General features: G+C 71.1%; 15 protein-coding genes. 3 read left to right on the top strand and 12 right to left on the bottom strand.

Annotated features, from left to right (window positions below; genetic code table 11):
- Window positions 1–40: 40 nt before the first annotated feature.
- A complete protein-coding gene (locus SNOUR_RS39255) occupies window positions 41–415 on the top strand; it encodes an SCO4402 family protein (protein WP_159426021.1) in 375 nt (124 codons plus the stop codon).
- Between the two features lie 78 nt (window positions 416–493).
- On the opposite strand, the gene SNOUR_RS39260 is transcribed toward SNOUR_RS39255, so the two are convergent.
- Window positions 494–1054, bottom strand: coding sequence for a DinB family protein (locus tag SNOUR_RS39260; RefSeq protein ID WP_079143188.1), 561 nt, complete (start codon window positions 1052–1054; stop codon window positions 494–496).
- 210 nt (window positions 1055–1264) lie between these two features.
- On the opposite strand from SNOUR_RS39260, the gene SNOUR_RS39265 reads away from it, so the two are divergent.
- Window positions 1265–2770, top strand: a complete 1506-nt coding sequence (locus SNOUR_RS39265; RefSeq protein ID WP_067356836.1) for a carboxylesterase/lipase family protein — start codon at window positions 1265–1267, stop codon at window positions 2768–2770.
- Window positions 2771–2905: 135 nt separating this feature from the next.
- Here SNOUR_RS39265 and SNOUR_RS39270 read toward each other — a convergent pair whose 3' ends face one another.
- From SNOUR_RS39270 to amcB, 11 genes are all read right to left on the bottom strand, one after another.
- Window positions 2906–3070, bottom strand: coding sequence for a hypothetical protein (locus tag SNOUR_RS39270; protein ID WP_159426022.1), 165 nt, complete (start codon window positions 3068–3070; stop codon window positions 2906–2908).
- A 48-nt stretch (window positions 3071–3118) separates the two neighbouring features.
- Window positions 3119–3595: an alkyl sulfatase C-terminal domain-containing protein gene (locus SNOUR_RS39275; RefSeq protein ID WP_067356842.1), complete on the bottom strand. Its 477-nt coding sequence runs from the start codon at window positions 3593–3595 to the stop codon at window positions 3119–3121.
- A 62-nt stretch (window positions 3596–3657) separates the two neighbouring features.
- Window positions 3658–4401: an SAM-dependent methyltransferase gene (locus SNOUR_RS39280; RefSeq protein ID WP_067356845.1), complete on the bottom strand. Its 744-nt coding sequence runs from the start codon at window positions 4399–4401 to the stop codon at window positions 3658–3660.
- Window positions 4402–4512: 111 nt separating this feature from the next.
- On the bottom strand, window positions 4513–5325 hold the full coding sequence (locus tag SNOUR_RS39285) for a TIGR03619 family F420-dependent LLM class oxidoreductase (RefSeq protein WP_067356847.1): 813 nt from the start codon (window positions 5323–5325) through the stop codon (window positions 4513–4515).
- Window positions 5322–6680, bottom strand: coding sequence for an adenylate-forming 2-oxoglutaryl-ACP ligase AmcH (amcH, locus tag SNOUR_RS39290; protein WP_067356851.1), 1359 nt, complete (start codon window positions 6678–6680; stop codon window positions 5322–5324). The genes SNOUR_RS39285 and amcH overlap by 4 nt, the downstream gene beginning before the upstream one ends.
- On the bottom strand, window positions 6677–7195 hold the full coding sequence (gene amcG / locus SNOUR_RS39295; RefSeq protein ID WP_067356854.1) for a cispentacin moiety biosynthesis protein AmcG: 519 nt from the start codon (window positions 7193–7195) through the stop codon (window positions 6677–6679). The genes amcH and amcG overlap by 4 nt, the downstream gene beginning before the upstream one ends.
- Window positions 7192–8301, bottom strand: a complete 1110-nt coding sequence (gene amcF / locus SNOUR_RS39300; protein WP_067356857.1) for a cispentacin biosynthesis acyltransferase subunit AmcF — start codon at window positions 8299–8301, stop codon at window positions 7192–7194. Before amcF ends, amcG begins: the two co-directional genes overlap by 4 nt.
- Window positions 8295–8783 carry a cispentacin biosynthesis cyclizing decarboxylase AmcE gene (gene amcE, locus SNOUR_RS39305; protein ID WP_512700986.1) on the bottom strand — a complete coding sequence of 163 codons (489 nt, stop codon included), beginning with the start codon at window positions 8781–8783 and terminating at the stop codon, window positions 8295–8297. Before amcE ends, amcF begins: the two co-directional genes overlap by 7 nt.
- Window positions 8686–9234 (bottom strand): acyl-CoA thioesterase, encoded by a 549-nt coding sequence (locus SNOUR_RS43865; RefSeq protein WP_079143190.1) that lies wholly within the window; start codon window positions 9232–9234, stop codon window positions 8686–8688. The genes amcE and SNOUR_RS43865 overlap by 98 nt, the downstream gene beginning before the upstream one ends.
- Window positions 9231–10616 carry an amipurimycin biosynthesis protein AmcC gene (amcC, locus tag SNOUR_RS39310; RefSeq protein ID WP_067356862.1) on the bottom strand — a complete coding sequence of 462 codons (1386 nt, stop codon included), beginning with the start codon at window positions 10614–10616 and terminating at the stop codon, window positions 9231–9233. Before amcC ends, SNOUR_RS43865 begins: the two co-directional genes overlap by 4 nt.
- The gene (amcB, locus tag SNOUR_RS39315) at window positions 10613–10882 is read right to left on the bottom strand and encodes a cispentacin biosynthesis acyl carrier protein AmcB (protein ID WP_039639489.1); all 270 of its coding nucleotides are present in this window, start codon (window positions 10880–10882) and stop codon (window positions 10613–10615) included. The genes amcC and amcB overlap by 4 nt, the downstream gene beginning before the upstream one ends.
- 691 nt (window positions 10883–11573) lie before the next feature.
- Between amcB and SNOUR_RS39320 the strand changes: the two genes are divergently transcribed.
- Window positions 11574–12089, top strand: coding sequence for a TIR domain-containing protein (locus tag SNOUR_RS39320; protein WP_067356865.1), 516 nt, complete (start codon window positions 11574–11576; stop codon window positions 12087–12089).
- Window position 12090: the final 1 nt, after the last annotated feature.

The following is a 12090-nucleotide window of genomic DNA, read 5'->3' on the forward strand; positions in this document are numbered from 1 at the left end:
CGTCGACCGCATGGGTGCAGTTGAAGGAGTGGGTTCGTCCGTGAGTGAGGAAGAAATTCGGCTTCCGGAGATGAGAGCGGGGGTCATCGCGGCCGTGCAGGCCCTGGCGGACGGTGAATACCAGAGACGGGTGTGGATCGACAGGATCTATCCGACCCCGGGTTACTTCGACGACTTCACTCTCACGTTCAACATCTTGGAAGACGCCGCAATCCTTGACGACCCGTATGCCGCCATCGGTAGAACCCTGGCCTCGGAGGGTGAGGCCACGGCGTTGAGTGCGTTGTCCGATCGGCTCGTTCGCATCATTCAGGAGGTCGGTGCCGAGAGCCCCGACGGTGCCTTCCTCGCATCTCCTTCGTGGAACGGGGTCATCGAGGCGGCCCGGTCGGCGCTCGCACTCATGACGCGCTAGTCGTCTATCGGCGTCGATATCCACACCGTCGTCCACACGGGTCATCCTCGGAGGGAAACCCGGAAACGCCCTACAGCGTCACTGGCCGACCCGTCCGTCGATGCGCTCGCGCAACAGGTCGGCGTGCCCGCAGTGACGGGCGTACTCCTCGATCCTGTGGACCAACAGCTCCCGAACGGCGATGCCGTCCTTCCCCAGGCGCTCGCTCAGATCCGGATGCTCGGCCAGTGCGGCATCGGTCGCGGCTTGCTCGCGGGCCAGCGCGGCATACGCGGCGTCGACCTCCGTCTGCTCGGCGACAGCCCCGTCGAAGTCCCCGTCCTGCTCGTCATACAGCTTCGGCAGTGGTTCAGCATCGCTGATCCAGTTACGCCAGTCCCGTTCCGTCTCGGCGAGGTGCCGCAGCAGGCCGAGCAGCGACATCGACGACGGCGGAACCGATCGGCGGGACAACTGCTCCGCATCCAGACCGTCGCACTTCATCCGCAAGGTCATGCGGTAGTTCGTCAGGAAGTCCTCCAGCGTGGCGAGCTCGCCGTCCGGACTGACTCCTTCGCTGTTGCGGGGGTCGTCGTCCGGGTCAACCCACATGTCGGGGTAAACGGTTGCCCGGCTCCATCGTGCAGGTCGGTCACTCATGGGTTCCATGTTCGTCCGTGAGGGTCCGAGCTCGCCAGTGGGTTTCTTCCGGTGAGCGCGAGGGGGCGGGGGGCGATGTCGTCGATCCCGCCGGGGCTGAGCGCGACGCGTGGCAAGGCGCACGACCGTTGCCGGCCGGGCCGGTTCGTCCGACGGCGGCGCCGAAACAGGCTCGCGCGAGGGCCTGCCGATGGACGAGACTGACGCGCGATGACTGAACGACCATGTGCTGTTGAAGCAACCTTTCGGACGACGAGCGGTCGTGTGCGGGGAAGGAGGGACGGCGACGGCATCACCGCCGTGCTCGGTATCCCGTACGCAGCCCCGCCGTTCGGCGACCGCCGGTTCCGCGCGCCGCAACCGGCGCCTGCCTGGGACGGGGTCCGGGACTGCACGGCCTTCGGCCCCATCGCCCCGCAGTCGGCGGAGCTGCCCGGAGCGCCGGTATGGCGCCCGGGCGACGAGGACATCCTCACCGTCAACGTGTGGGTGCCTGAGCGTGTGGACGGTGGCGCGCTGCCGGTGTTCTTCTGGATCCACGGCGGCGCCTACACCTTCGGCTCCTCAGCCCAGCCGGACTTCGACGGGGCGGCCCTGGCCCGCGCGGGATTGGCCGTCGTCAGCTGCAACTACCGGGTGGGCTTCGAGGGTTTCGGTCATGTACCCGGGCTTCCCGACAACCGCGGGCTGCTGGACCAGGCCGCCGCGCTGCGCTGGGTCCGGGAGAACATCGCGGCCTTCGGTGGTGACCCCGGGAACGTCACCGTCGCCGGGCACTCCTCCGGGGGAGGCTCGGTGGCCTGCCTGATGGCCATGGACCAGACACGGGGCCTGTTCCGGCGGGCCATCGCCCACAGCGTGCCCAGTGCCTTCTTCACGGTCGAGCTCGCGGCGGCGGTCACCGAGCGGATCGCGGCGGAGGCCGGGGTCGCCCCGACGGCGGACGGACTGCTGTCGCTACCGCCCGAGGCGCTGGTGGCCGCGTCCGACAAGACCACTGCGAACTGCGGGAGCGACCCCGTCGCGGCGATCCACGCCTTTGACCCGGTGATCTTCCAACCCGTCGTCGACGGCGAGGTGTTGCCCGTGGACCCGCTGCGCGCGTTCGCCTCAGGGGCGGCGCGGGAGGTGGACCTGCTGGTGTGCCACACGTTGGAGGAATACTGGTTCCTTCACACGGTGGGAGCCGTGCGGGAGGTCACCACCGAGGCGGAACTGGCGGACTTCGCCGCGTCGCTGCGTCTCTCGGCCGACCTGGTCGACGGTTACCGTGCCTTGCTGCCGGACGCCCCGGTACTCGACCGCTACCTCGCGATCTTCGGTGACGCGCGGTTCGGCGAGTACACCACCCGCCTCGCCGAGCGGCACGCGAGAGCCGGCGGCCGGGCGTACTTGGCCCGCTTCGCCCGCAGGCGCGGAGCGGCCAGGCCCTGGCACACCGCGGACATCCCCTTTGCCTTCGGCAACCTGGACGCCGTCGGCGCAGACTTCCTCATCGGTGGTGTCCCCGACGACCACGACCGTGCCCTGTCCCGCCGCATGCTTCGCTCCTGGGCCGACTTCGCGGCCACCGGTGACCCAGGCTGGCCGGCGGTCACCGCGGGCGCGACGCCGGTCAAGTCATGGGCCGTCCCCGGTGACCACTTGACCGCCGACGACGCGTCCGCGCGCCGTGCCTTGTGGCGCGACGTCCGGTTCGACCTGCTGCGAATGTGAGTGTCGGCTGACGCGGCTGTCGTCCCCCTATGGCGCGGGGGCGCGAGCGGGTGTGGCACGGCGGAAACGGGGTCGCAAGGGTGAGCGGAAAGGGCGGCAACGTCGGGGCGGGAGTGGAGGTTTGAGGCGTCGCGGTCAACTGGACAGGACGTAGGGGCCGATCATGACCGCCGCGAAGAGCAGGAAGAGCCCTCCCACTATGGCCGCCACGAGGAGGACGGCCTTCATCGCGGTCTCTGCGGCCCGGTGGTCGCGGGCGGGCTGCACGGGGGCAGGGTGGTTGTCTGAGTGTTCGGTCACGGAGCCATCCTGCACATCGCGACGCACGCGGGGCATCGGTAGAAGTACTCATGTGATCGGGCCCGTCGGTTCGAACGCGCACGATCCGCATCGGCCTTGAGCGGACTCGCACCGCTGCGGGCGCGGACCCGGGATCTGGACGACGCCGTCGCGCACGGCGGCGTCGAAGGCGTTCGTGAAGCCCGTGGGGCCGTACATCAGGCCGTTGAGGGCCTCGCGGGACAGTTTGATCACGGTCTGTGGCGTCCCGGCGAACCGGTCCTTGCCGGGTACGTAGACCAGGACGCCGTTGCGGAGTGTCGTGGTGCAGGTCTCCTCCTCGGCGCCGCTGACCAGCCACTGGAGCACGATCGGGTCGCGTTGTTCGCGGGCGGCCGTGGGCCCGTCGACGGTCCGGGCCAGGGTCGAGAAGTACTGCTCCAGGCTCATGCTGAGGACGAGGTCGCCGGCCTCCTGGTTGGCAGGCCGTTCGATGCCGTTGGCGAGTTCGTCGGCGCCGGTGAGGAAGAAGTTGTGACCGCTCAAACCTCGGACGAGCTGCGGCCCGCGAGCACGTGGGGCGGGTTCCGGACAGGCGGAGGGCCGGCTCAGGCCCGGCCGGGTGTCGGGCGCAGGACCAGGGAGACGAAGCCCCAGGTGTCCCGGTAGCCGCGCAGCCATTCGGAGCGACGGGTCGTGGCCGTTTCGAGCGCGTGCGCGCTGTCCACATCGGCAGGGTGGTCCAGGGCCCAAGCGGCCAGCGAACCCCAGCAGGCCCACTCGTAGTCGTCCAACTCACGACGGGTGCTGACGTGGCCGTCGACAGGCGTCCAGCCGTCGGCGACGACACGGTCCACAGTGGTCGCCAGGTCGGTGAAGTTCCCCAGCATCTCGACGGCCTCCGGCGACGGCGGGCGGTCCCAGAACCCCTCACCGACAAGGACACGGCCGCCGGGAGCCAGGTGCTTGCGGGCCGCCGCGAGGGTGGGGAGCAGGCCCCCGAAGGCATGCGTGGCCCCGAAGCTGAGGACCACGTCGAACGGCTCGGCCGAAACGAAGTCCTCGGCCTTCCGGTGGTGCAGGACCAGGCGGTCCTGGACGCCGCGGTCGAGCGCGGCGGCGGCTGCCTGGGCCAGGGCGTCCTCGGACACGTCCACGCCCTCGGCATGGAGGTGCGGTCGTGTGGCCAGGGCGCGCAGGAGCCATTCCGCTCCGCCGCACCCGAGGTCGAGCACCCGCTCGTCGCCCCTGGGGAGCCCGCGTTGCAGCAGCCGGTGTACCGAGTCGTCGTCGAGCGGAGACTTGATCGGGTGCTCGGTGTGCGCGATCCGGGAGATCTGTTCACGGTTCATCAGCGCAGCCTGACAGCGACAGAGGCGGCGCGCACCTCGGTTTTCGTCGATGCGCCGCTGCCTGCGCCGCCCGGCCGAGGACCGGCGCCGGGCGGTCGCACCCGGGCCGTGCTACCCGGTCAACGCCGCATGCAGTGGTGCCAGCAGGGAGAGGTCGTCGGTGGTGACGGTGAGGTGGGTGGCGCCGGCGGACCGCCATGCCCCGGCAAGCGACCGCCAGGTGTCCGGCCGGCCGGGGACGGGCCGCAGACGGGCCTCCGTGCCGAAGGCGGCCCAGTCGCGGCCGGCTTCGGTCACCGCGGTGCGCAGCTCGTCGATGAGCGCGGCACCGCGGTTGACGCGGTTGGCGAGCAGCCCGGACATCGTGAAGCCGTCGGCGAGGGCGGCGATCCGGCGCAGCGCGCCCGGTCTGCCTCCGGTGCGCAGGGTGCCGCCGCCCATCCAGAGCGGTATCCGGCGCGGCCGGGGGGTGACGGTGACGCCGGTGAACGCGACGTGCTCGCCGGCGAAATCCGCTGCCGGCCGGGTCCACAGCAGGCGCAGCGCATGGACCTGTTCCTCGAACAGCGCCGCGCGGGTTCCCGGAACGGTGCCGAGGGCGGCGGACTCGGCGGGATCGGACCCCATGGCGACGCCCAGCCGCAGTCGGTCGCCGCTGAGGTGGGCCAGCTGCGCGGCCTGCTTGGCGGCGAGCACCACCGGGCGGTGCGGCAGGATCGTCATCGCGGTGGCCAGTTCGATCCGGGTGGTGACCGCCGCCAGGAACGCCACCAGCGTCAGGCTCTCGTAGGCGGGAGTGCTGGACACCAGGTGCTCAGGGACGGAGAGGTGGTCGTATCCGAGGTGTTCCGCGGTCACGGCGAACTCGCGCAGCTCGACGGGCGAGAGGGCGGTGGGAACGGTACAGCCGAGGCGTAGCGTCATTTGCGGAAGGTCTCCGGGTCGGCGGCGGAGATGAAGACGGCACGAGGGCGTTCGGCGGGCAGCAACTGGGAGTTGAGGAGGCGGCGGACGGCCTTCTCCCCGCCGGGCAGGGAGTCGGTGACCGACAGATGGACGTCGAGCACCTGTGTGCCGCCCTCGTTCACCACCTTGGGCAGGCAGTGCACCACCCCCGGGATGGCGTGGGCGGCTTGCCGGACGGTGTTCAGCGAGACCTTCTCGCCACGCAGCACCACGAAGTCCGACAGGCGCCCGTGGAAGGTCAGATAGCCCTCGTCGATCGAGAAGGCGTCCCCGGTGGCGATGGTCCGCGGCCCCAGCAGAACTCTGCCGCTGTGGTCCCCGACCCGTCGCAGCAGTACGGTGTCGGATTCCACCACGAGTTCGCCCACGTCGCCCCGCACCTCGCGCAGCGACGCGCGCACCCCGGGCAGTGGCCGGCCGACCGAGCCGAACCGGTGCGCGGGCTCGGCGTGCGCGGCCAGCGTCGACACGCGCGGCCCGGCCTCGGTGAGCCCGTAGGTCAGATACAGCTCCGAGGACGGTCGTGCGGCCAGCAGGTCCGCCACCTCCCCGGGCGCGAGCCGGTCGCCGCCGACCGTCAGCGCCCGCAGGCCGGATGGCATGGGCCCGGGGTCGGCCAACAGTTGGCGGGCGATCGTCGGTGTCACCGACGAGTGGGTGACCCCGTGCGCGGTGATCGCGTCGCGGTAGGCGCCCGGCGCGAACGGCGGTCCGTCGAGCACCAGCCGCGCCGTGGTCACATACGCGGCGAACGCCTGCGCCACCAGGGCGTAGGAGTAGTACAGCGGCAGGTTCACCAGCAGTGTGTCGGCCGCGGTGATGCCCGTGGCCTCGGCGTGCAGGCGGGCGTTGTGCAGCAGCGAAGGCACGTGGTGCACACATGCGCTGAACATCCCCGAGGTGCCGGAGGTGGACAGCAGGATCTCGCCCGGCCGGTACGGAGTGGCGCAGTGCCCGGTCGGTACGGCGAACGCGCCGCCCACCGGCGCCTGCGGTTCCGCGCCGGTCAGCCGGGTGGTCACCGCCATGCCGGCCCCGACGTGCCCTGCCAGTGCCCGGACCCGCTGCCACGGCGTGCTCGGAGGCACGGCCAGCGGCACCAGGCCCAGCAGCAACGACGCGAGCTGCACACGCAGCAGTTCGACTCCGTTGGCCAGGCAGAGCACGACCGCGTCGCCCGGTGCGAGACCCAGTCCGGCCAGGTCCGCCGACACGTCGTCCACCCCGGCATGGGCGCCGGCGCCCATGCCGGCCGAGGTGGCGCGGACCCGGGTCAGGAAGTCGGCCACCGCGGACCGGGTGAAGCCGTTCACCGGCCCTCCCCGGCACTGGTCAGGACCAGACAGTGGCACAACTCCCGGTCTCCCGCGGTGGATTGCAGGCCGACCAGGATCGCGTGTCGGGCGTGGCCGTCGGCGAGCCATCCGGCGATCACGGTGAACGCCACGGGGGCGGCTGTGTCCGGGTGCGCCGCCAGCAGCAGCGACGGACCGCGCAGCCCGTGGCGCAGGGCGGGCAGCCCGGCCAGTACCCCAGGATTCGCTCCGGCGAAGCGCAGCGGCGAGACCCGGGACCGCGGCACCGAGTCGGCGATGCGGCGTATCGTCCGCTCGCTCCCGGTCGCGCTCATGACCAGGATCGCGGTGTCGTCGGCGGCGTCGCCCAGCGGCTCGGAGCAGCCCGCCAACGCCCGGTCCACGGTCTCGGCGACCAACCAGGCAGCGGGGTCGGCGTAGAAGGACGGTTTGTTCCTCGTGTACGCGGCCGGATCCTCGGCGACCACCGTCGCCGAACCCAGGACCCGTGTGCCCGGCGGCACGTGTGTCACACCCCCACCCCTTCGAACAGCAGACATGTGTTGAAGCCGCCGAACCCCAACGTCAGGCTCAATCCGGCGCCGGGTCCCACAGGTTGCGCCGATTCCGTGGCCAGCCGCACCGGTGCCACCGGGTCGCGGAGCCCGACCACCGGCGGAACCCGTCGGTGCCGCAGTGCCAGTACCGTCGCCACGGCCTCGATGGCCCCGGTGGCGCCCAGGCTGTGCCCGAACGCCCCCTTGGTGGCGAACGTCAACGGGCCGTCCGCACCGAACAGTCGCAGCAGGCTGCGCGCCTCGACCTCGTCGTTGAGCGGGGTGCCGGTCCCGTGTGCGTTGACCACCGCGACGTCCGCGGGTGCCAGGCCCGCGGCCGCCAGGCAGCGTTCCACCGCGCGTACCACGGAGCGTCCGGACGGGTCCGGTGCGGTGAGCCCGGCGGCGTCGTTGGCCGCGCCGGCCCCGTGCAGCCGGGCGTACACCCGGGCGCCGCGCTCCCGGGCGGAGTCGGGGTGCTCGACCACCACGAACGCCGCGCCCTCGCCGAGCAGCATGCCGTCGCGTGCCCGGTCGAACGCCCGCATGCCGGTGGGGCTCATCGTGCCCAGCGCGGAGTGCCCGAGCCGCTTGGCCTCGGTGACCACGTCCACCCCGCCCGCCACGCACACCCGCCGCTCGCCCGAGCGCACCAGGGCGTGCGCGAGGGCGATCGCGTCCGATCCCGCGGAACACGCGGTCATGACGCACACCGGCGTGCCCGGGTGCCCGATGCCCGCCGCCGCGTCGTCGGCCCAGGCGTGCAGCGTCGGCTCCGCCTCGTCCAGCGAGGCACCGAAGCTGGTGCCCAGCACCAGGCCGACCTCGGCGTCGGTCGTGGCCAGTTCGGCGTCCGCGAACGCGGCGCGCAGCGCCCGCCCGGCGAGCAGCCGTTGCCGCTTGCCCGCCGGCGCCCCGTAGGGCGGCGACTCGACGACGGCCGCGGCGGTGTTGCGCAACGGGTGCGGCGAGTCCACGGGCGCCAGACCGGAGTCGCCCGCGCACAGCCGCTCCCACACCGCCTCCAGGTCCCGGCCCAGGGGAGTGTCCCAGGCCAGCCCGGTGATCACCGGGGTCACCACGGCCGGGCCCTCGCGGGATCGACCGTCACCCGGCTCATCGCGCCGCGGAACCCGGCGACGGATCGGCCCTCGACGGTCACCGCGGCGGAGAAGGTAAAGGTGTGGCCGGACAACCGGTCCGCGCGTACGTCGAGCACGACCTGGTCGCCGGGCACGACCGGGGCGAGGAAACGGGACTTGACCGTGCCGACCAGGGTCACCTCGTCGTCGGCGAGCGGGGCGCTGCTCAACTGGTACAGCAGCACGCCGGATTGGGCGAAAGCCTGCATGGTGTGGCTGCCGGGCAGGATCACCCCCGGGGCCAGGCCGCGCTCGGGCAGGTGTCCGGACAGTGCGCTCATCTCGGCCGAGACGGCGAACATGCTGCGCAGGAACACGCCGGGCTCATGGTCCAGAACCCGGTCGATGAACAGTCGCGGATGGCGTCCGCGCACCAGGGCGGCGATGGCCGAGGTACCCAGCGGCCGAGCCGCGCGGACCACCGTGGGAGGGGGTGCCGATGGGTCGGTGTGCGGCATCCGGGACGATTCCTCTCAGAGTCTGTCGCAGCGGCGCCGGCAGGGGTACCGCGCGCCGGGTATCGGGGTCGACGGCGGCGAAGACGAGGTCGCCGGTCACCAGCGGGGTGCGGACGCCGTCCTCCTCCTCGCGCAGCAGCCGCACCGCCAGCGCGAACCAGGCCGCGCCGACGTGGTCGACCCGGGTGTCCGCGACGATCACATCGCGGTACACGGCGCTGTTGAGGTAGGTCACCCGCAGGTCGGCGGCCACCAGGTCGACGCCCGCCGCGCTGAACGCGGTCAGACCCGCGTCGTGCGCTTCGAGGTGTTCGGTGCCTGCGGTTTCCATCAGCGAGGTGTAGCGGGAGAAGTGCACGATCCCGGTCGCGTCGGTGTCGACGTGCTCGACCCGGGTGCGGAACTCCGCGCTCATCGCAGTGCCCGGGCGCCTGCCGCCACCCGGTCGGCGATCTCGTCGGCCTGTGTCGTGGTGGCGATCAGCGGCAGCACGATCCGCAGCGTGGGATGGACGTAGCGCCGGCCGCCCGGGCGTTTCCCCGCGCCCGCCATGAACTCCGCGTACACACCCGCTTCGATGAGCGTCCTGCGCAGCTCGCCGATCCGGTCCGCCGCCGCGGCGGTCAGCTCCACGCCGAGCATCGCCCCGGTGCCGCGGACCTCCGTGAACAGGTCGGAGTGGCGGCCCACCAGGGTGGCGTCGAGATGTTCGGCCAGGTGCACGCCGACCTCGGCCGACCGTCGCAACAGCCCTTCGGTCCCGATGTGTTCGATGCCGTCACGGATCACCGCACAGTTCAGTGGCCGTAGATCGGAGGTGGTCACGGCGCCGGAGGAGCGGACGGCCAGATCCTTGCGGGCGATCACCATCGACGTGGACACCGCGCCCATGCCGAGGAACTTGCCGATGACGGTGATGTCGGTGGGCACCGGCCCGTCCGCGTCGCGCATGGCGAACCAGTCACCGGTCTTGGCGAACGTCAGGACCTCGTCGGCCACGAGCAGCACGTCCTCTTCCGCGCACCGCCGTGCGAGTTCGCGCAGGTAGCCGGGCGGAGGAAGAAGAATGCCCGCGTCGCCCTGGATCGGCTCGACCACCACGGCGAGCAGCCGGTCGGCAGACGCGGCGAAGTGCTCCGCCAGGGCCTCGGGGTCGCCGAACGGGATGTGCGCGACCCGGACGCCGTACGGGCCGGCGGTGTCCGGCGCGGGCAGTCCGGCGCGGTAGTACCTGCGGTTGAGCAGTTGCACCAGCCCACCGGTCCAGCCGTGCCAGGCACCCTGGAAGGCCAGGATGGTGTCGCGCCGCACCTTGCCCGGTCGGTGGCGCAGTCGCCGGCCGTCGAACCGGGACTCCAGCACGAGCCGTAATGCCAACTCGTTGCCCTCCGAGCCGGAGTTGCGTCCGCTGACGTGGTACCGCCCCGTGGGGAAGTGGTCGGTCCACAGTCCGCCGGGGCCGAAGAGCCGGTCGAGGAGTTCCGCGCGTTCCCACGACCCCAGTTCGTCGGTGACGTTGCCGACCGCGGTGCTGCGGGTCAGCGCCGCGCGGACCACGGGGTGGTCGCCGCCCAGGGTCGCGCTGGCGTAGCCGCCGCTGGCGTCCAGCAGCCGCAGCCGTCTGCCCCGGCCCGCCGGGCTCAGGTCGACCATGTCGAGCTCCAGGCCGCGTCCGCCCACGCAGGCGAACGGCAGCCGTGCCGCCCCGTAGTGGTTCAGATGCAGGTCCCTGCCGCGCGACAGCACACCGGTGGGGTCCCCGGCGCGGTCGGTCCGGGCGACCGGGGCCGTGCTCACGTGGTGGCCGGGGGGTGGACGGCCCCCGACAGCCGCTCGACCAGCGCGAGTACATCGCCGAGGGTGGACAACTGGCCGGTGGCAACGGCCTCGTCGGGGATGTCGATGTCGAACGCCTCCTCACACTGCACGCGCAGTTCCACGAATCCGAGTGAGTCCATGCCGTAGCTTTCGCGAAGGCTGTCGTTGAGCCGCATCTGGTCGATCGGAACCTCCACCAGCACATCGGAGTGCAGAATGCGTTTGATGGTCTGCAAAGGGTTCATCGGGATTTTCCCCTCTGGGTGGGTTCAGCCAAAAGGCCACGGCCGGAATCCGGAATGTGGGAAAGGAAGATGAGATCGCGGCGGCATTCGGGCCGGAGGCGGGCCGGCCCCGATCGGAGACAAGGCGGTACCTGCCATTCACGCTTATCGAAGCTAGATGAGGCTCCCTTCACCTGTCAATGCGGTCTCCGGTTTTACTCGCCATTTGCGTTCGAGTTCCGGTGCCGGTAAGGGCTTTGCACATGAGTTCGGTGATGTTTCGGCCGCTCGTGTTCGGCGGTGGATATATCTGTGGAACAGAATCCCTCGACCTGCCCCTGGCGCCCGTGGATCCAGCGCGAAGGGCCCTCGCCGGAGGTGGTTGAGCGGGGTTTCGGGTCGATTGGTATGCACGTTTTGCGCCATTTGTCACATATTTCCACCTGGCTCAGATGGCGCTTGTGGTGATGAATCGCCCCTGACTAGCCTGAAGTCGCCTATTTGCCTACCTGATGGACGCGCAGTGCGAGACGGGTGGGCAACGGGTATCCGGGCGCCCGGTGACACCGCCGGGTTGCACGCCCGGAATCCCCTGTGATGCACGGCAAGCGCATCATGTGATTGCGCTGCCCATTCCCCTCTCTTTCCGATGGTCGAATTGCGCCTGATCGCGTGGCCGTCGGTGGTCTCTTCGAAGGAGCCATGAAAACTCATGAGTGTCTCCCCGGGCGCCCTGTGCGGCGTCACCCTTTTTGTCGGCGGTCCGATCCAGCACGCCTTGGTGCCCGGCGGCATGGCGACGCCGATTCGGGAATGCCTGAGCCGGACCATCGAGCAGTCTCGGCAGGCCGGCGCCACCGTGCTGTCCGCGCATGTGGCGGAGCGGTTCGGCGCCGACACCGCCTCGTTCACCCCCGAAGAGGTGTCCGTGCGCGATTACGCGTGGATGTGCGAGTGCGATGTGTTCGTGCCGGTACTGCCGGTGCTCGACGGCACCCTGCTGCGCACGGACGGCACGCACATCGAGCTGGGGTGGGCCAGCGCACTGGGCCGCCCCATCGTGGGGATCACCGACCAACCCTTCGCCGAGTCCGCCAGTCACCTGCTCAAGGGGCTCGCCCAGGTCGCCGTCGCCACGTTCTTCTCCGCCGAAGAGATCGCCGCGGACCCGACACTGCTCGTCGACGGCGTGCTCGCGGCGCTGGGCCGCACCAGGACGGCGGTCTGAC

The organism is Streptomyces noursei ATCC 11455 (assembly GCF_001704275.1).
GTDB classification, from domain to species: Bacteria; Actinomycetota; Actinomycetes; order Streptomycetales; family Streptomycetaceae; genus Streptomyces; species Streptomyces noursei.

Excerpts from the sequence above, each read along its gene's own strand:
- SNOUR_RS39260 (WP_079143188.1), bottom strand. The coding sequence starts at position 1,054 with ATGAGTGACCGACCTGCACGATGGAGCCGGGCAACCGTTTACCCCGAC.
- SNOUR_RS39265 (WP_067356836.1), top strand. The coding sequence starts at position 1,265 with ATGACTGAACGACCATGTGCTGTTGAAGCAACCTTTCGGACGACGAGC.
- SNOUR_RS39280 (WP_067356845.1), bottom strand. The coding sequence starts at position 4,401 with ATGAACCGTGAACAGATCTCCCGGATCGCGCACACCGAGCACCCGATC.
- SNOUR_RS39285 (WP_067356847.1), bottom strand. The coding sequence starts at position 5,325 with ATGACGCTACGCCTCGGCTGTACCGTTCCCACCGCCCTCTCGCCCGTC.
- SNOUR_RS43865 (WP_079143190.1), bottom strand. The coding sequence starts at position 9,234 with ATGAGCGCGGAGTTCCGCACCCGGGTCGAGCACGTCGACACCGACGCG.
- amcB (WP_039639489.1), bottom strand. The coding sequence starts at position 10,882 with ATGAACCCTTTGCAGACCATCAAACGCATTCTGCACTCCGATGTGCTG.
- SNOUR_RS39320 (WP_067356865.1), top strand. The coding sequence starts at position 11,574 with ATGAGTGTCTCCCCGGGCGCCCTGTGCGGCGTCACCCTTTTTGTCGGC.